The sequence below is a fragment of the Cryobacterium sp. N22 genome (assembly GCF_002929555.1).
GTDB lineage: Bacteria > Actinomycetota > Actinomycetes > Actinomycetales > Microbacteriaceae > Cryobacterium.
This window is the reverse complement of sequence record NZ_PJJP01000037.1, coordinates 1-17,768: the sequence shown is the minus strand read 5'-3', so window position 1 is coordinate 17,768 and position 17,768 is coordinate 1. Positions and strand designations below refer to the sequence as shown.

General features: G+C 69.1%; 15 protein-coding genes and 1 rRNA gene. 1 reads left to right on the top strand and 15 read right to left on the bottom strand.

The window, feature by feature from the left end:
* Nucleotides 1–46: 46 nt before the first annotated feature.
* The 15 genes from CXY76_RS12730 to rrf form a co-directional block, all read right to left on the bottom strand.
* Entirely contained in the window at nucleotides 47–865 is an 819-nt protein-coding gene (locus CXY76_RS12730; protein WP_104165060.1) for a pseudouridine synthase, read from the bottom strand.
* A complete protein-coding gene (locus CXY76_RS12725) occupies nucleotides 862–1,569 on the bottom strand; it encodes an SMC-Scp complex subunit ScpB (RefSeq protein WP_233199804.1) in 708 nt (235 codons plus the stop codon). Before CXY76_RS12725 ends, CXY76_RS12730 begins: the two co-directional genes overlap by 4 nt.
* A complete protein-coding gene (locus CXY76_RS12720; RefSeq protein WP_104165496.1) occupies nucleotides 1,559–2,326 on the bottom strand; it encodes a ScpA family protein in 768 nt (255 codons plus the stop codon). The genes CXY76_RS12725 and CXY76_RS12720 overlap by 11 nt, the downstream gene beginning before the upstream one ends.
* Before the next feature lie 124 nt (nucleotides 2,327–2,450).
* On the bottom strand, nucleotides 2,451–3,338 hold the full coding sequence (locus CXY76_RS12715) for a ParA family protein (RefSeq protein ID WP_104165058.1): 888 nt from the start codon (nucleotides 3,336–3,338) through the stop codon (nucleotides 2,451–2,453).
* 200 nt (nucleotides 3,339–3,538) lie between these two features.
* Entirely contained in the window at nucleotides 3,539–4,774 is a 1,236-nt protein-coding gene (locus CXY76_RS12710; RefSeq protein ID WP_158253899.1) for a low temperature requirement protein A, read from the bottom strand.
* A gap of 323 nt (nucleotides 4,775–5,097) precedes the next feature.
* Complete coding sequence (gene xerD, locus CXY76_RS12705) at nucleotides 5,098–6,015, bottom strand: site-specific tyrosine recombinase XerD (RefSeq protein ID WP_233199802.1); 918 nt, start codon at nucleotides 6,013–6,015, stop codon at nucleotides 5,098–5,100.
* The gene (locus tag CXY76_RS12700; RefSeq protein WP_104165053.1) at nucleotides 6,012–6,686 is read right to left on the bottom strand and encodes an NUDIX hydrolase; all 675 of its coding nucleotides are present in this window, start codon (nucleotides 6,684–6,686) and stop codon (nucleotides 6,012–6,014) included. Before CXY76_RS12700 ends, xerD begins: the two co-directional genes overlap by 4 nt.
* Nucleotides 6,679–8,367, bottom strand: a complete 1,689-nt coding sequence (locus tag CXY76_RS12695; RefSeq protein WP_104165492.1) for a CTP synthase — start codon at nucleotides 8,365–8,367, stop codon at nucleotides 6,679–6,681. The genes CXY76_RS12700 and CXY76_RS12695 overlap by 8 nt, the downstream gene beginning before the upstream one ends.
* Before the next feature lie 32 nt (nucleotides 8,368–8,399).
* Complete coding sequence (gene recN, locus CXY76_RS12690; protein ID WP_104165051.1) at nucleotides 8,400–10,106, bottom strand: DNA repair protein RecN; 1,707 nt, start codon at nucleotides 10,104–10,106, stop codon at nucleotides 8,400–8,402.
* A gap of 9 nt (nucleotides 10,107–10,115) precedes the next feature.
* The gene (locus CXY76_RS12685) at nucleotides 10,116–11,036 is read right to left on the bottom strand and encodes an NAD kinase (RefSeq protein ID WP_104165049.1); all 921 of its coding nucleotides are present in this window, start codon (nucleotides 11,034–11,036) and stop codon (nucleotides 10,116–10,118) included.
* Between the two features lie 5 nt (nucleotides 11,037–11,041).
* A complete protein-coding gene (locus tag CXY76_RS12680) occupies nucleotides 11,042–11,989 on the bottom strand; it encodes a TlyA family RNA methyltransferase (RefSeq protein ID WP_104165047.1) in 948 nt (315 codons plus the stop codon).
* A complete protein-coding gene (locus CXY76_RS19250) occupies nucleotides 11,986–12,252 on the bottom strand; it encodes a hypothetical protein (RefSeq protein WP_146073452.1) in 267 nt (88 codons plus the stop codon). Before CXY76_RS19250 ends, CXY76_RS12680 begins: the two co-directional genes overlap by 4 nt.
* A gap of 10 nt (nucleotides 12,253–12,262) precedes the next feature.
* Nucleotides 12,263–13,345 (bottom strand): HAD-IIA family hydrolase, encoded by a 1,083-nt coding sequence (locus CXY76_RS12675; protein ID WP_104165045.1) that lies wholly within the window; start codon nucleotides 13,343–13,345, stop codon nucleotides 12,263–12,265.
* Entirely contained in the window at nucleotides 13,281–15,347 is a 2,067-nt protein-coding gene (locus CXY76_RS19685; RefSeq protein ID WP_233199800.1) for a primosomal protein, read from the bottom strand. The genes CXY76_RS12675 and CXY76_RS19685 overlap by 65 nt, the downstream gene beginning before the upstream one ends.
* A gap of 103 nt (nucleotides 15,348–15,450) precedes the next feature.
* A 5S ribosomal RNA gene (gene rrf, locus CXY76_RS12665) occupies nucleotides 15,451–15,567 on the bottom strand.
* Nucleotides 15,568–15,781: 214 nt separating this feature from the next.
* Here rrf and CXY76_RS12660 point away from each other — a divergent pair.
* Nucleotides 15,782–16,879, top strand: a complete 1,098-nt coding sequence (locus CXY76_RS12660; protein ID WP_104165043.1) for an ATP-binding protein — start codon at nucleotides 15,782–15,784, stop codon at nucleotides 16,877–16,879.
* The last annotated feature ends 889 nt before the right edge of the window (nucleotides 16,880–17,768 follow it).

Genomic DNA, 17,768 nt, shown 5'->3' with positions numbered 1-17,768 from the left:
GGCTCCAAACTTGCGCGGTTGACAGGGGTGAAACGGATGCTGCGGGTTACTTCTGCACTTCGGCGCGGGACACCGTGAGCAGCTGACCGAGTTCCACCTTAGTGAGGTCGCGCACGGCGCCGGAGCGGAGGGTGCCCAGCTGCAGCGGGCCGAACTGGCGGCGCACCAGGTCCACGACGGGGTGGCCGACGGCGTCCATCATCCGGCGCACGATGCGGTTGCGGCCGGAGTGCAGGGTGAGCTCGACGAGGGTGAAGCCGTCGCCGGGAGGGCTGGTGAGGATGCGGGCCTTGTCGGCGGCGATGGGGCCGTCCTCCAGCTCGATGCCGCTCTGCAGCTTGCCGATGGTCTGCGCCGAGACGCGGCCCTCGACCTTGGCGATGTAGGTCTTGGCGACGCCGAAGGAGGGGTGCGCGAGCACGTGGGCGAGGTCGCCGTCGTTGGTGAGGATCAGCAGGCCGCTGGTGGCGGCGTCGAGGCGGCCCACGTTGAACAGGCGTTCTTCGTAGCCGTCGGTGAACTGGCGGAGGTCGGGCCGGCCGCTTTCGTCCTGCATGGAGGAGACGACGCCGACGGGCTTGTTGAGCATCACGTAGCGGCGGCTGGTGTCCAGCTGCACGGCGACGTTGTCCACGGCGATCTTGTCGGTCTCGGGGTGCACGCGGCGGCCGAGTTCGGTGACGACCGTGCCGTTGACCCGCACCCGGCCGGAGCTGATCATCTCTTCGCTGACCCGGCGGGAGGCGACGCCAGCGGCGGAGAGCACCTTCTGCAGGCGGATGCCGTCGGCGGCGGCCTCGGGGTTGGTGGCGAAGTCGGGGTTGGTGCTGCTGGTGTCGGTGTAGCCGTCGTTGTGGTCGGTCATGGTAGATCCTCGAATCCGTTCGCACCGTCGGCGAGCAACGGCGAAATTAGTGGCAACTCGTCGAGCGAGTTGATTCCCAGCTGGGTGAGCAGCAGGTCGGTGGTGGCGTAATTGATCGCGCCGGTCTCGCTATCGGTGAAGGCCTCGGTGATCAATCCGCGTCCCAGGAGGGTGCGCACGACAGAGTCGACGTTAACGGCCCGAATCGAGGCTACCGCGCCGCGGCTGATCGGTTGCTTGTAAGCGATCACCGCGAGGGTCTCCAGGGCGGCTTGGGAGAGCCGGCTGGGGTTCTGGGTGAGCACAAAATCGGCCACGACCGGGTCGTGTTCTGGGCGCACGTAGATGCGCCAGCCGCCGGCCACTTCGCGCAGTTCGAAGCCGCGCCGCACGGTGCCGGCTTTCCCGTCGAAGTCGGCGACGAGCCGCAGGATGGCTTCGCGCACGTCCACGAGCGGATGCGCGACCGCGGTGGCCAGGTGCACCAGGCTCTGCGGCTCATCCGCCACCATCAGGATCGCCTCGAGCCGCCGCTCAATGGGCTGGCCGTTGGTCGAGACCCCACCGTTGGTCGAGCTTGTCGAGACCCCGCGACCCAATCGCTCGGTCGCACCCATCTCGTTGGTCGAGCTTGTCGAGACCCCACCGTTGGTCGAGCTTGTCGAGACCTCGTCGACGGCGGTCATGCTGGCATCAGGCGTCATAGTCGGCTCCGAGGTTCGCGAGATTGTCATCCGACCAGCCGTCGGCGTCCCAGTGCAAACTGAGCTCGCCGAGCGGTTCGAGCTGGTCGAAGGTGAGGGCGCCGTGCCGGTACAGCTCCAGCACGGCCAGGAAACGGGCGATCACGTGGCCTTTCTCGGCGCAGTCCACGATCAGCTCCCGAAAGGTGAGGCTCTGGTTGGCCCGCAGCATCGCCACCACGATCGCCGCCTGTTCGCGGATGCTGACCAGCGGCGCGTGCAGATGCTCCAGCCCCACGGTCGGCAGCTCCCGCGGTGTGAGCGCCAGCGCCGCCAGCGCGCCGAAGTCACCCAGTGACAGCGTCCAGACCAGCTCTGGAGTCGTGGTGCGGTACTTCTCCTCGAGCCGCACCGACCGCACATGCCGGGTCGCTTCGTGTTCGAGGTGCTCGAGGAACCACTCCGACGCCGTCTTGAACGCGCGGTACTGCAGCAGCCGGGCGAACAGGAGATCGCGGGCCTCGAGCAGCGCCACGTCCTCGGCATCCACCAGCTCACCCTGCGGCAGCAGGCCCACCAATTTGAGGTCGAGCAGGGTGGCGGCCACCACGAGGAACTCGGTGGCCTGGTCGAGTTCCTCGGCGGCGTCGAGCCCGCGCAGGTAGGAGATGAATTCGTCGGTGACCCGGCTCAGGGAGATCTCGGTGATGTCGAGTTCGTGCTTGCCGATCAGGGAGAGCAGCAGGTCGAACGGTCCCTCGAAGTTCTGCAGGGCCACGGAGAAACCGGGCGCGGGCGTGCCGGACTCGCCGGTCGTGCCCGTGCCCGTGCCGCTGCCGGCCGTGCGGGTGTTGGTCGTGGCGGTGGTCGCCGCGACGCGGGCCGGAGCGGCCGAGGTGCGCTTAGGCGACCGCGCCACGCTGGATCAGTTCCCGCGCCGCCTGCTTGTAGGCCTTGGCGGCGGCGTGTTCCGGAGCGAACTCGGTGATCGGCACCCCCGCGACACTGGCATCCGGGAATTTGACGGTACGGCCGATGACGGTGTCGAGCACCCGGTCGCCGAACGCGTCGACGACCCGTTCGAGGACCTCACGCGAGTGCAGGGTGCGCGAGTCGTACATGGTGGCCAGGATGCCGTCGAGTTCGATGGCCGGGTTGAGCCGGTCGCGCACCTTGTGGATGGTTTCGATGAGCAGTGCCACTCCGCGCAGGGCGAAGAACTCGCACTCCAGCGGGATCAGCACGCCGTGGCTGGCGGTGAGGGCGTTGACGGTGAGGATGCCCAGCGACGGCTGGCAGTCGATGAGGATCACGTCGTAGTCGTTGGAGACCTTGCGCAGCACCCGGGCGAGGATCTGCTCACGGGCGACCTCGTTGACGAGGTGCACCTCCGCGGCGGAGAGGTCGATGTTGGCCGGGATGATGTCCAGGCCCACGACGGAGGTCTGCTGGATGGCTTCCTTGGGGTCCTTGGAGCCGCTCAGGAGCAGGTCGTAGATGGTGGTGACGTCGTGCGTGGGCACGCCGAGGCCGGCCGACAGGGCGCCCTGCGGGTCGAAGTCGATGGCGAGAACCCGGCGGCCGTAGCCGGCCAGCGCCGCTCCCAGGTTGATGGTGGTCGTCGTCTTGCCGACGCCGCCCTTCTGGTTGCACAGCGAAACGATGCGCGCCGGGCCGTGGCTTTTCAGCGGCGCGGGTTCATCAAACACCTGCAGGGGGCGACCGGTTGCACCGGTGGGTGGTTCCTCGAGTCCGGGAAGCTGCGTCCGGCTATCCGTTCTACGCGCCACTGGGCTGTCCTCGATCCGTCATGCAGTTCACTTGGTAGATTCTACCGAGCCGACAGGCCCAGCCCGGCCAGATTCGCCGGTGCGCCGCCAGCTGCCTCATCATCTGCTCGCCAACTGTTGCCCGTGCGGACAAGTGCGCCCGGTGCGCCGGGACCATTTGTCCGGTTCGGCAACAGTTGCCGGTGGATGCGCCGGCGCGGTCAGCCGGCCTTCTTGTCGTCGGTGCCCCGGCGCACCCGCACCACGGTCTCCCAGCCGGCCACGAGCACGAGCACCCCGGTGGTCACCGAGCCCAGCTGCAGCGGGGTGAGCACGAATGCGCCGCCGAACGCCGCCAGCAGCGCCCCGATGCCCACCAGGTACGACACGAGCAGCTCCCGCGCCACGACGAGCCTGAACAACAGCATCCCCACCACGTAGAGCGCCGGACCACCCACCAGGACCACCGCGGTCGACAGGGTCATCTCCGCGTGCGGATGCGTGAGCACCTCCTTGTCGGCCACCGAGGTGAGCACGATGCCGGCGATGATCACGGCGTGTACGTAGGTGTACGCGAGCCGGGCAATGCGGCCGGGCTCCGCGGCGGCGGCGATGGCCTTGGCGCCGGCGCGTTCGCTGTGGTCGAAGTACAGCCACCACATGGCCACGCTCGCGCCGAACGCGAGCAGCATGCCCAGGATGCTCGCCGCCGAGGATTCCTTCGCGACGAACGCGAACCCGGTGACCAGCAGCGATTCGCCCAGGGCGATGATCACGAACAGGGCGCTGCGCTCGGCGATGTGCGGGCCGGAGAGGTCCCACTGGTCGATGCCGGACGCGCCGAGTCCCGGCACCCAGAAGCCCACCCCGGCGGAGAGGTACTCGATGGCCAGGGCGATCAGCCAGAGCGGCAGCCGGTACTGCAGCGGTAGCAGCGCCCCGACGATCCAGAACACGCTGGAGAGGGCCAGCCAGACCAGGATGCGTACGAAGGTGCGACGCAGCTCGGCGTCGTGCCGGGCCACGGCGAGCACCATGAAGGCCGTGCGGCCCAGTTGCAGCACCGAGTAGGCCAGCGCGAAGACGATGCCGCGGTCGCCGAACGACTCGTAGATCGAGACGCTCACCACGAAGCCCACCAGCGAGAGTCCCAGCACCACGCCGCGCACGGGCAGTTTGGCCGGGTCGAGCCAGTTGGTCACCCAGGTCGTGTACACCCACACCCACCAGAGGGCGAGCACCAGCATCGCCGACTCGAGGGCGCCCTCCCAGGACTGGTTCTCGTAGAGGTAGCGGGAGAGCTGGGTGAGCGCGAAGACGAAGATCAGGTCGAAGAACAGCTCAACGTAGGTGACCCGGTCGGCGCCGTCGGAGTCCTCGGGCCGCAGCAGATTGCGGCGGATGCCGAAGCGGCCGGCCGGCGTCGGTGCGGGCAGTGGCGGAGAGGTGCGGGTCACTCCCCCATTGTGGTCGAGCTTGCCTGCGAAACGCACCCATTCCGTCGGTCGAGCTTGTCGAGACCCGGCGGGCCATCCTCGGGTCGCGCCCATTCCGTTGGTCGAGCTTGTCGAGACCCGGCGGGCCGACCTTGGGTCGCGCCCGACAGACACGCTCACGAGGTCTCGACAAGCTCGACCAACGCGAGGGGCGCGACACACACGCACGTCACGAGGTCTCGACAAGCTCGACCAACGCGAGGGGCGCGACACACATCACGTCACGAGGTCTCGACAAGCTCGACCAACGACGGGGCGAGAACCGCAGACGATCGAGGCGCGTTTCAGCGAGCTCGGGGGTGCGCCGTGGTGTACACGTCGCGGAGGGTGTCGATGGTGACGAGGGTGTAGATCTGGGTGGTGGCCACCGACGAGTGGCCGAGCAGCTCCTGCACCACACGCACGTCGGCGCCGCCCGAGAGCAGGTGGGTGGCGAACGAGTGCCGCAGCGTGTGCGGCGACACCTCGATGCCCAGCTGGGCCCGTTCGGCGGCGGCCCGGATGATCAACCATGCGTTCTGCCGGCTCACCCGGTGCCCGCGCACCCCGAGGAACAGCGCCGGGGTGGCCTTGCCCCGGGTGGACAGCACCGGCCGGGCCCGCACCAGGTACGCGTCCACGGCGGCCCGGGCGAAGCTGCCGACGGGCACGATGCGCTGCTTGTTGCCCTTGCCGGTGAGCCGCACCACGTCTTCCTCGAGCATGTCGTCCACGTTGAGGTTCACCACCTCGGACACCCGCGCCCCGGTGGCGTAGAGCAGCTCGAGCAGCGCCTTGTCGCGCAGCTGCTGCAGCTCCTCACCGTCGGTCGCGGCCAGCAGCGCGGTCACCTGCTCGATCGAGATGGCCTTGGGCAGCCGCAGGCCGAGCTTGGGCGGTTTGGTCTCGTGCGCAACATCCACGTCCACCAGGGATTCCTCGAGCAGGAACCGGTGGAAGCCGCGCACGGTGCTCAGGATCCGCGCGACGGAGGCCGCGGTCAACGGCGACTCGGCGCGACTGCCCAGGTGTTGCACGAACGCGCTCACCTGCGGTCCGGTCACGGTGCGCAGATCGGTGATCTCGGCATCCGCGAGCCAGCCGGCGTAGATGACCAGGTCGCGGCGGTAGGCGGCGACGGTGTTGGCCGAGAGCCCGCGTTCAATCGAGACATGCCGCAGAAACGAGTGCACGGCCGCCTCGACGAGCGCGGGGCCGGTCACACCGTGTGGTCCCAGTTCTGCGGATGCCGCGGCCAGGGCAGGTCGGCCGGCGCCAGGCTCGCCCAGCCGCGTGAGCGGGAGGCGACGGCGGCCAGCACACCCACGACCAGCGACGGGTTCTGCACCCGGCGGGCGAGCGCGGCGTCGACGGCGTCGTCCAGGGACACCCAACGGGTGACCATGTCGGCTTCCTCGTCGGTGCGGTCGAAGGCCTCGGTGGCCGGCGACAGGCCACGGGCCAGGTAGATGCGGATCACTTCGTTGCTGCCGCCCGGGGACGTGTAGAACTCGGTGAGCACGTTCCACTCGGCCGCGACGACGTCGGTCTCCTCGGCCAGCTCGCGCTGGGCGCCGATGAGGGCGTGTTCGCCGTCGACGTCGAGCAGCCCGGCGGGCAGCTCCCACTCCCGCATCCGCACCGGGTGCCGGTACTGCTGGATCAAGAGCACCCGGTCCTGGTCGTCGAGGGCCAGGATCGCGACGGCGCCGGGGTGGTCGACGTACTCGCGTACGATTTCGGCACCGTTGTAGTCGAACGCGTCCTGGCGGATGTTCCACACGTGACCGTCGAACCGCACGGCGCTGGAGGTCAGCGCCGTGGGCGCCGGCTCATCCTCGATGCGGGGCAGCAACGCGTCGGCGTCGGCGCGGGCAGCGAGGGTCTCAGGCATCTTCCTTGACCTCGAACAGGCGACTGGCCTGCTGGCGGTCCAGCGCCGCACCGATCAGGCCGACGAACAGCGGGTGCGCGTGGCTGGGGCGTGAGCGCAGTTCGGGGTGGGCCTGGGTGCCCACGTAGAACGGGTGCTCGGCGCGGGGCAGCTCCACGTACTCGACGAGGTGGCCGTCGGGCGAGGTGCCGGAGAACCACAGGCCGGCCTCGGCGATCTGGGCGCGGTAGTTGTTGTTCACCTCGTAGCGGTGACGGTGGCGCTCGGAGGCGACCGGGGCGCCGTAGAGCTCGGCGACGATGGATCCGTCGGCGAGGTCGGCCGGGTACAGGCCGAGGCGCATGGTGCCGCCCAGGTCGCCGCCGGCGATGATCTCGACCTGCTCTTCCATGGTCGCGATCACGGGGAACTCGGTTTCGGGCTCGAACTCGCTCGACGAGGCGCCCTCGAGGCCGGCCTTGTTGCGGGCGTATTCGATGACCATGCACTGCAGGCCCAGGCACAGGCCGAGCACGGGGATGGCGTTCTCGCGGGCGAACTTGAGGGCGCCGAGCTTGCCCTCGATGCCGCGCACGCCGAAGCCGCCAGGCACGCAGATGCCGTCGAGCTCGGCGAGCATCGCAGCGGCGCCTTCCGGGGTCTCGCAGGTGTCGGAGGCGATCCACTCGAGCTTGACCTTGGTCTGCTGGGCGAATCCGCCGGCGCGCAGGGCTTCGGTCACCGAGAGGTACGCGTCGGGCAGGTCGATGTACTTGCCGACCAGGCCGATGGTGACCTCGTGCTTGGGCTCGCGCACGGCGTCCAGCACCCGCTGCCAGGCGGTCCAGTCCACGTCCTTGACCGGCAGGCTCAGGGCGTCGGTGATGTACTTGTCCAGACCCTGTTCGTGCAGCACGGCGGGGATCTCGTAAATACTGGGCACGTCGACGCAGTTGACGACGGCGTCCTCTTCGACGTCGCACATCAGCGCGATCTTGCGCTTGTTGGACTCGGAGACGGGGCGGTCGCTGCGCAGCACCAGGGCATCCGGCTGGATGCCGAGGGAGCGGAGCGCGGCGACGGAGTGCTGGGTGGGCTTGGTCTTCTGCTCTCCGGAGGCTGCCATGAACGGCACCAGGGAGACGTGCACGAAGAAGACGTTCTTGCGGCCGAGTTCGTGGCGCACCTGGCGGGCGGCCTCGATGAAGGGCTGCGACTCGATGTCGCCGACGGTGCCGCCGACCTCGGTGATGATCACGTCGGGGCGCGGCTCGTCGCTGGCCTGCAGGCGCATCCGTCGCTTGATCTCGTCGGTGATGTGCGGGATGACCTGCACGGTGTCGCCGAGGTACTCACCGCGACGTTCGCGGGCGATGACCTGCGAGTACACCTGACCGGTGGTGACGTTCGCCGCCTGGGTGAGGTTGATGTCGAGGAAGCGCTCGTAGTGGCCGATGTCGAGGTCGGTCTCTGAGCCGTCGTCGGTGACAAAGACTTCACCGTGCTGGAACGGGTTCATCGTGCCAGGGTCGACGTTGAGGTAGGGGTCCAGCTTCTGCATCACGACGCGCACGCCGCGAGCAGTCAGGAGGTTGCCGAGGCTTGCCGCCGTCAGGCCTTTACCCAATGAAGAAACGACACCACCGGTCACGAAAATGTGCTTGGTAATGCCGTCTGAATTGTCCGCGTTTGTAATGTTCACCACGGGCTTCGATCCTATCACTTAGCGGGGGCCTATCTGTTGGAGCGAGTTGTGTGGGCAAGTTCAATGAGCTCGCGAGCGTGCTCGAGGCCGCTGGCGGAGTCGGGCAGTCCGGAAAGCAACCGGGCCATCTCGGCGGCCCTGTCGTCGCCGGTGAGCTGGCGTACGCTGCTCGCGGTGACCGATCCGTGGCTGTCCTTGACGACGCTGAGATGGTTGCCGGCGAACGCCGCCACCTGGGCGAGGTGGGTGACCACGATCACCTGGGCGGTTTCGGCGAGCCGGGCGAGTCGCCGGCCGATCTCGATCGCGGCCGCGCCGCCCACGCCGGCGTCGACCTCGTCGAAGACGAAGGTGGGCACCGGGTCGGTGGCGTTGATGACGACCTCGATGGCCAGCATCACCCGAGACAGCTCTCCCCCGGATGCCCCGCGTGCCAGCGCCCGCGGCTCGGCGCCCGCGTGGGGCTGCAGCATGATGCGCACGAGGTCGAGGCCGGTCATGGAGACCTCGTCGAGCCTGTCGATCTCCACCACGAGGCGGGCGTCGGGCATGGCCAGCGCGGCCAGTTCGGTGGTGACGGCGGCGCCAAGAGCGGCAGCGGCTGTGGTGCGGATGCCGGTGAGCGCCTCGGCGAGCCGCTGCACGAGGTCGCGGTCGGCGACGGTCTCGGTGCGCAGGGCGTCGATCCGGTCGGAGTCGCTGTCGAGCTCGACCAGGCGGCTGCTGCCGGTGTCGAGAAAGTCGATGGCCTCGTCGAGGCCGCCGACGAACTTGCGGGAGAGCACGCTGAGCTCGGCGCGGCGCTCCTGCACCAGCTCGAGTTCCCTGGCGCCGTCGGCGTCCAGGCCGGCGAGGTAGCTGGAGAGTTGGGCGGCGATGTCGGCGACGACGAAGCCGGCGTTGGCAAGGGCCTCGGCCAGCGGCGGCAGCACCGGGTCGTGTTCGGCGGCCCGGTCCAGCTGGCGGCGGGCGGATTCGAGCAGGGCGACGACATCGGGCGTGTCGTCGGTAGATTCCTCGGCCGAGAGCAGTTCGCGGGACGAGGCGGCGGCGAGCCGGAGTTCTTCGAGGTTGCCGAGCCGTTCGGCACGATTGGCGAGTTCGTCGTCTTCGCCGCGCTGCGGGGCGGCGAGCTCGATCTCGGCGATCCGTAGGCGCAGGTCCTCGGCTTCCCGGGCCCGGCGGTCCTGCTCGGCGATGAGCAGGTCCAGTTCGGCCTGGTTGGCGTGCCAGCGGTGGTAGACGTGTTGGAACGCCGTGAGGGCGTCCGTGAGCTCGGGGCCGGCGAACCGGTCCAGCGCCCCGCGCTGCGCGGAACTGGACCGCAGACGCACCTGGTCGGACTGGCCGTGCACGACGACGAGGTCGCCGCCGAGGTCGCCGAGAACCCCGGCGGGGGCGCTGCGGCCGCCGACGACGGCGCGGCTGCGGCCCTCGGCCGACACGGAGCGGCTGAGCAGCAGCTCGGGGCCGTCAAGGTCTCCCCCTGCGTCCCGCACCCGCTGCGCGACGGCGCCGTCGGGCGCGATCAGCCAGCGGCCCTCCACCCAGCTCTGCGGCTGGCCGGCCCGCACGGTGCCCGGGTCGGCACGCTCGCCCAGCAGCAGGCCGAGCGCGGTGACGACCATGGTCTTGCCCGCGCCGGTCTCGCCGGTGATGGCGGTGAAGCCGGGACCGAGCGGGAGGGTGGCCTCCTTGATCACGCCGAGGTCACGGATGACGAGTTCTTCGATCATGCGGTCACCTCACTCACGTCCGACCGGGCCCCGCCAGCCCGTGATGGGCAGGTTGAACTTGTTCACCAGCCGGTCGGTGAACGGGCCGCTGTGCAGCCGGGCGAGACGCACCGGAACCGGTGAGCGTCGCACGACCACGCGGGCGCCGGGCGGCAGGTCGTGCACGCGGCGGCCGTCGGCGCAGAGCACCGCGGTGCTGTCGCCGCGGGCGAGGATCTCCACGGCGAGGGAGGAGTCCGGCCCGACGACGAGGGGGCGGGCGAAGAGGGCGTGGGCGCTCAGCGGCACGAGCAGCAGGGCGTCCAGACTCGGCCAGACGATGGGTCCGCCGGCGGAGAACGAATAGGCGGTGGACCCGGTGGGAGTGGACAGCACCACGCCGTCGCAGCCGAAGGCGGACAGCGGGCGGCCGTCGACCTCGATGATGACCTCGATCATCCGCTGCCGGCTGGCCTTTTCGACGGTGGCCTCGTTGAGCGCCCAGGTTTCGTAGACGACTTCGTGGTCTACCTTCACCCGCACCGAGAGCGTCATACGCTCCTCCACGAGGTAGTCGCGCAGCAGGGCGCGGCGCACGGCCTCGCCGAGGTCGTCGCGTTCGCTTTCGGCCAGGAACCCCACGTGGCCCAGGTTGATGCCGAGCAGCGGTGCGGAGCAGCCGCGCACGATCTCGGCGGCGCGAAGGATGGTGCCGTCGCCGCCGAGCACGATCACGAGTTCAAGGTCGGTGGCGTGCACGGTCTCGCCGAGCACGGCGGTGCTGCCGTTCAGTTGCGGGCAGGACGCCAGCAGGTCGGCGCGTTCCTCGGCGGCCAGCACGGGCACGGCGCCGGCGGCGATCAACTGTTCGCACACCGTGGCCGCGGCTTCGAGGGAGTCCTGCCGGCCGGTGTGGGCGACGACGAGGATGTGCCTGGGCGTTGCGGTCATGCGCGTCACGCTCCCACCAGGATGGTTATCCGATCGATCCATTCTGTCGGATTTGTGCCGGTTCCACGTCTCAGCCACACGAGATATTCGTGGTTGCCCGCGGCTCCGGCGATCGGAGACGCGATCAGGCCGTTCACGCCCAGCCCCAGATCCCAGGCGGCCCAGAGCACACCGGACACGGCGTCGGCACGGAGGCCGGCATTGTGCACGACGCCCTCACGGATGCCGCCGCGACCGACCTCGAATTGCGGTTTGATCAGCAGCACGAAGTCGGCGCCCTTCGCCGCGGTGGCGACCAGAGCCGGCAGCACCGTGGTGAGGGAGATGAACGAGAGGTCGCCAACGACGAGGTCGGGGCGGTCGGCAATGCCGGAGGCGCCCGCGATGGACTCCGCGGTGGCGTAGCGCAGGTTGAAGCCCTCCACGAGCACCACCCGCGGGTCGGCCTTGATGGTCGGCGACAGCTGGCCGTGGCCCACGTCGACGGCGATGACCCGGCCGACGCCGCGTTCGAGCAGCACCTGGCTGAAGCCGCCGGTGGAGGCGCCGGCATCCATCGCGGTGCGACCGGTGACCGGCAAGGCGAACGCGTCGAGCGCGGCGACGAGCTTGTGCGCTCCGCGGCTCACGTAGTGGTCGGTGGGGGCCACGGCGATGACCTGGGCGTCGCGCACCTTGGCTGAGGCCTTCACGACCGGGCTGCCGTCCACGGTGACCAGACCCTCGGAGATGAGCCGGGCGGCGACGGTGCGCGAGCGCACCAGGCCGCGTTCGAACAGCGCCGAATCCAGGCGCTGCTCCCCCGTCGGCGGATCCGCGGGTTCAGCGGCGGGGGCTGCCGGCGTTGTGATCGGCACGCTGGTGGGCTGTGGCGCCGACCGCCTCGGCGCCGGAGCGTCCTCGTGCGTGGTCCCCGTCTCGGGGTCGGGCTCTGGCGTGCTGGAGGTGGTCATTCGGCCTTCGATCGGGGCACGTCGCCACCTTCGAGGTGGTCGCGCAGACTGTCGTGCAGCTGGAGATACGCCGCGGCCCGGTCCTCGAGCGGCAGCGCCTCGGCGGCCGTGATGCGGGCCTCGAGTTCGCCGTCCAGCACGGGCGGCGCTGGTGCGTCGCCGATAGGCGCGGGCGCTGGTGCAGACGGCGTCGGCCGGGGCCCCGGGCGACCCGGGGTCGGCGCACTGGGCGGCACGGCCGCATCCACTCCGTCTGCACTCACGCTTCCTAGGCTACCGTCCGAGATAGAGACTCTCCGGAACGTTGAGGCCGTAGATCGGTCGTCCGGACGCCCAGATCACGGCGCAGGCGGCCCGCAACAGGTTGATTCCGTCGTCGCCGACGGCCATGATCTCCACGTCGGCACCGTGGATGCGCACGCTGGCGCCCTCGACGGTGGCCTGGGACTTGTCCTTGGAGAAGACCGTCACCGGGTAGGGCTCGTGCAGCTGGCGCAGGTCCTCGAGGATGAACGTCGGGCGTTCCGCGGGGCCGGCGGCCAGGGCCTGCTTGGCCTTGTCGATGCCGGTCAGCACGAGCACCGACGGCATCCCGGCGCGGTTGGCGCCGAGGATGTCGGTGTCGAGCCGGTCGCCGATGAACAGCGGTGCGGTGGCATCGAAGCGCTTGATGGCTTCGAGGAAGATCGGGATCTCCGGCTTGCCGGCCACCAGCGGCAGACGACCCACCGCGGTGTGCACCGCGGACACCAGGGTGCCGTTGCCCGGCGCGATGCCGCGGGCCTGCGGAATGGTCCAGTCGGTGTTCGTCGCGATCCACGGGATGCCGGGATAGTCGCCGTCCTGGGTCACGCCGGCGTTCAACGCGAAGCTGGCCTCGGCCAGCTGGGTCCAGCCCACGTCGGGAGCGAAGCCCTGCACCACGGCGGCCGGGGAATCCTCAGCGGATCGGGTCACCCCGAAGCCGTGCTTCTGCAGTTCGTCGACGAGCCCGTCGCCGCCCACCACCATGATGAGGGATCCGGCCGGTACCTGCTCCACGAGCAGCCGCATGGCGGCCTGCGGCGAGGTGACGACGTCGGACGGCGCCACGGTGAGGCCGAGGTCGGTGAGGTGGCCGGCCACGGACGCATCCGTGCGTGACGCGTTGTTGGTGATGTAGCCCACCCGGATGCTCTCGGCTGCCTTGTTGAGACCGTCGATCGCGTACGGGATGGCGTGCGGTCCGGCGTAGACGACGCCGTCGAGGTCGGCCAGGACCACGTCGATACCGGCCAGGGGTGTGGCCGGCTCAGTCAACGGGCGTCGTTTCAGGATCTTCGTCCACGCCCTCAGCGCCGTCGTGTGATTCGTCATCGGATGAAGCAGCGTCCTCGGTGTCGGTGATGGTGATCGTGGCGTCGGCGGTCTCGAGTTCGTCGGGCGAGTCGGCGTTGTCCTCATCGGACTCGTCCTCGTCCTGATCGGCGTCCTCGTCTTCATCGAATTCTTCTTCGTCGAGTTCGACGATCTCGATGGTCTCGTCGACGTCGCCGTTCAGGGCGGCGTCCGCACGGGAAGCACGTTCGTTCCAGACGTCAGCCTCGTCGGTGCGGCCGAGTTCTTCGAGAACCTCGGCGTAGGCGGCGAACAGCTCGGAGCTGTAGGAGAACGCGGTCTTGGGGTCGAGCTGGGCGATCTCGAGCTCGCTCAGCGCGGCCTCGGTCTCCCCCAGGTCAAGACGGGCGCCGGACATGGCGATGGCCAGGGCCACCTGCACGCCGGCGGGCAGGGTGGAGCGGTCCACCGAACGGCCGAGCTCGAGAGCGCGGTCGGGGCGGCCCACGCCGCGTTCGCTGTCCACCATCAGCGGCAGCTGGGCGTTGGAGCCCGAGATGCGGCGGTAGGTGCGCAGTTCCCGCAGCGCCAGGGCGAAGTCGCCCGTGGCGTAGGCCGTGATGGCCAGGCTCTCGCGCACCACAGCGATGCGGCCGGCGCGACGGGCGGCGCTCATCACGTGGCGGTGAGCCAGCTCGGGGTCTTCCTCGATGACCCGGGCGGCCATGGCCAGGTGACGGCCCACGGCTTCCGCGTTGTCCTTGGTGAGGGTCTTGAGCTCGTTGCGGGCGATGCGGTCGAGGTCCTCGGACGTGATGTCGTCGGGCAGCTCGGGGTCGTCGTGACGCGGGCGCACCGAACGCAGCTCGCGCTGCATGCGCTGCTCTTCGGTCATCTCCTCTTCCACGACGCGGGCGTCGCGGTCATTGCGAGCGGGGGCACCGTCGCGGGTCCACAGCTTCTTGCCGGAGTCGCGGGGAGCTCCAGCGCGGGTCGGCGAGCCGCCGCGGGCGCTGTCCTTCAGCCACGGCTTGTTCTCGGTGTCGCGCTGGGGACGGTCGGAGTTGCCCTTGTACGCGGGGCGGTCGCTGTTGCCCTTGTAGGCCGGACGGTCGCCGTCGCGCTGCGGGCGGTCGGAGTTGCCCTTGTACGCGGGGCGGTCGCTGTTGCCCTTGTAGGCCGGACGGTCACCGTCACGCTGGGGACGGTCGGAGTTGCCCTTGTACGCGGGGCGGTCACTGTTGCCCTTGTACGCGGGACGGTCGCCGTCACGCTGGGGGCGATCGGAGTTGCCCTTGTACGCCGGGCGGTCCGAGTTGTACGCCGGACGATCGCTGTTGCCCTTGTATGCGGGGCGGTCGCCGTCACGCTGGGGGCGGTCAGAGTTGTAGGCCGGACGGTCGCTGTTGCCACGGTACGGAGGGCGGTCGCCGTCGCGCTGCGGACGGTCGGAGTTGCCCTTGTAGGCCGGACGGTCGCTGTTGCCACGGTAAGGAGGACGATCACCATCACGCTGCGGGCGATCGGAGTTGCCCTGGTACGCGGGACGGTCGCTGTTCCCACGGTAGGGAGGGCGGTCGCCGTCGCGCTGCGGACGGTCGGAGTTGCCCTTGTAGGCCGGACGGTCGCTGTTGCCCCGGTACGGTGCACGCTCCCCGCCCTGCGGACGGTCAGAGTTGCCCCGGTAGGGAGGACGATCGCCATCACGCTGGGGACGGTCGGAGTTGCCCTGGTACGCCGGACGGTCGGAGTTGCCACGGTAGGGCGGGCGATCGCCGTCACGCTGCGGACGGTCGGAGTTACCGCGGTAGGGAGGACGCTCACCATCGCGCTGCGGGCGATCGGAGTTGCCCCGGTACGGCGGACGGTCCCCGTCGCGCTGCGGACGGTCGTTGCCGCCGGTGTTGCCCCGGTACGGCGGTCGAGCGCCGTCCTGGCTGGGTCGGTCCGACCCTCCGCGACCACCCTGGTAGCCGCCGGTGCGACGATCGCCGCTCCCGTTGTCGCGTGCGTCGTTCCCGTTGCGTTCCGTGGGGGTCACTGTTTATCTCCTGTAGGTGTGGCTATACGTACCGGACTACTTCTCCAGCGTACGTTAACGGCAAAATGGCCACCCGAATGGGTGGCCATTTTGACTAAGTTAAGTCCGGCGGTGTCCTACTCTCCCACAGGGTCCCCCCTGCAGTACCATCGGCGCAAAGAGTCTTAGCTTCCGGGTTCGGAATGTGACCGGGCGTTTCCCTCTTGCTATGGCCGCCGAAACAGTGTGCGATGCGCCGCCACCAAGGTGCCGGCCATCAAGTCGTTTCGAACCATCAAGCTTCGATTGCTTTAGTCTACAGGCAACCGCCGCGAGCCGTGACCTCCGTGCACCTGAAGGTGTGGACGGATACGGTTGAAAAGCCGCAACACACACAAGACTCATAGAGTCACCCAAACTCACAAGATACACAGTCGCTCACAAGAGGAATCGTCATGGAGAACCCTTTCCGGCCCTCAGCCGGCGCGACCCCGCCGGACATCATTGGCCGGGCCGGCCTTCTGAACGAGTTCGCCTACGGCTTGCGCCTCGGTTCGGGAGCGCCTGGACTGCTCACCATCTTTACCGGCGCTCGAGGTATCGGTAAGACCGTCATGCTGGGTGCTGCCCACGACATGGCCAGGGAGCACGGCTGGGCAGTGGTCTCCGAGACGGCCACCCGCGGCTTCATGGGCAGGATCGGTGAATCCATGCGCCAGCTCTCCGAAGAGCTCGGTGAGGGGCCGCAGGGGCGCAAGGTCATCGCGGTGACCGCTGCCGGCTTCGGCCTCACGACAGCGCTCCCACCGGAACGCCAGGTCGCGTGGCGGAACCTCGCCGAAGTGCTCCTCCGGCTCCTCCAGAGTCGCGGCACCGGCCTGGTCATCACCGTGGACGAAATCCATGCCGCCGACCGGACTGAACTGGCTCAGCTGGCCGCAAGCGTGCAGCACATGATTCAGGACCGACTTCCTATCGGGCTTGTCTTCGCCGGGCTGCCGGCCGCAGTGTCCGACTTGCTCAACGAAGGCGTAGCCACCTTCCTTCGCCGCGCCGACAAGATCGACCTGCATGCAGCCACGGTCCGGGACGTCGAGGCGTCATTCGCCGATACGTTCGCGGCGGCGGGATTCAACATCGAACCGGCCCTGATCCGGCAAGCATCCGAAGCGACGGGGGGATACCCATTCCTCATCCAGCTTGTCGGCTACTTCCTCTGGCGGGAAGCCGAGAACCACGAGGGCACGCTCGACGCCGAGTCGGTCGCTCGGGCCATCGAAGGCGCCCACCGCCGCAACGCCCGCACGGTGATCGAGGCTGCCCTCTCGACGGCCTCTGCCAAAGACATGGCTTTCCTCAACGCCATGGCCAAGGATGACGGGCCGTCGACCAGCGGCGACATCGGGCACCGCCTGGGTGCCAGGTCAAACCTTGTCGCCAACTACCGCACCCGGCTCATGGCCGCCGGACTCATCGAGTCGGTGGGCCACGGCAAAGTCGACTTCGCCATTCCCGGGCTGCGCCGCTATCTCACTGCGCAGACCCCCGACTGAAATCGCGCCCCACGACTTCCCCGAGCGCTGCCCCCCCTCCCCCGCGAACTGTGAGCAAAGCCTCACAACCGTGGGTTTTTAGGTGCTCAGCTCACAGTTCGCGGATCGTTGGTCGAGCGTGTCGAGACCCGGCGAGGTGCTCCCCGGCCCCGCGGTGGGTAGGCCGTCGTGCGGGGTCTCGGCAGGCTCGACCGACGGGATGGGCGCGTTCCGTGGGCCGTCCTGCGGCGCCGAGCGGCCCGCCATATCCGCGACCTGTGAGTTAAGCCCCGAAAACTCGCGCATCCTGGTGCTTTTCTCACGGTTCGCGGATGCGTTGCGGCTCGCGCCCGCCCTCGCTCTCGTTGGTCGAGAGCGTGTCGAGGCCCGGTGACCCGGTCCCGGGACGCGTCCGCCTCGCTGGTCGAGCCTGTCGAGACCTGGNACGCGTCCGCCTCGCTGGTCGAGCCTGTCGAGACCTGGTGACCCAGTCCCGGGGACGCGCCCGCCTCGTTGGTCGAGCGTGTCGAGACCTGGTGACCCAGTCCCGGGGACGCGCCCGCCTCGTTGGTCGAGCGTGTCGAGACCCGGTGACGTGCGTGGATGTCGATTGCGTGGCCGAGGGCGTCGTGCGGGGTCTCGACAAGCTCGACCGACGGGATGGTGGCGTTCTTGAGATCGACGCCCGTGAGCCGGTCCCGGGTGCGTGCCAGCCTCGGTGGTCGAGCCTGTCGAGACCTGGTGAGGTACTCCCCCGGCCCCGCGGTGCGTGGGCCGTCGTGCGGGGTCTCGACAGGCTCGACCGACGGGATGGGCGCGTTCTGAGGGTGGGGTTAAACGCAGAAAAGCCACCCCGTGGGGTGGCTTTCCTGTTTTTTCTAAGTTAAGTCCGGCGGTGTCCTACTCTCCC

What these genes read in the sequence shown, in the direction of transcription:
- CXY76_RS12725 (WP_233199804.1), bottom strand. Translation starts at nt 1,569, where the DNA reads ATGACGCCTGATGCCAGCATGACCGCCGTCGACGAGGTCTCGACAAGC.
- CXY76_RS12700 (WP_104165053.1), bottom strand. Translation starts at nt 6,686, where the DNA reads ATGCCTGAGACCCTCGCTGCCCGCGCCGACGCCGACGCGTTGCTGCCC.
- CXY76_RS12730 (WP_104165060.1), bottom strand. Translation starts at nt 865, where the DNA reads ATGACCGACCACAACGACGGCTACACCGACACCAGCAGCACCAACCCC.
- CXY76_RS12685 (WP_104165049.1), bottom strand. Translation starts at nt 11,036, where the DNA reads ATGACCGCAACGCCCAGGCACATCCTCGTCGTCGCCCACACCGGCCGG.
- recN (WP_104165051.1), bottom strand. Translation starts at nt 10,106, where the DNA reads ATGATCGAAGAACTCGTCATCCGTGACCTCGGCGTGATCAAGGAGGCC.
- CXY76_RS12660 (WP_104165043.1), top strand. Translation starts at nt 15,782, where the DNA reads ATGGAGAACCCTTTCCGGCCCTCAGCCGGCGCGACCCCGCCGGACATC.
- CXY76_RS12680 (WP_104165047.1), bottom strand. Translation starts at nt 11,989, where the DNA reads ATGACCACCTCCAGCACGCCAGAGCCCGACCCCGAGACGGGGACCACG.
- CXY76_RS12675 (WP_104165045.1), bottom strand. Translation starts at nt 13,345, where the DNA reads ATGACGAATCACACGACGGCGCTGAGGGCGTGGACGAAGATCCTGAAA.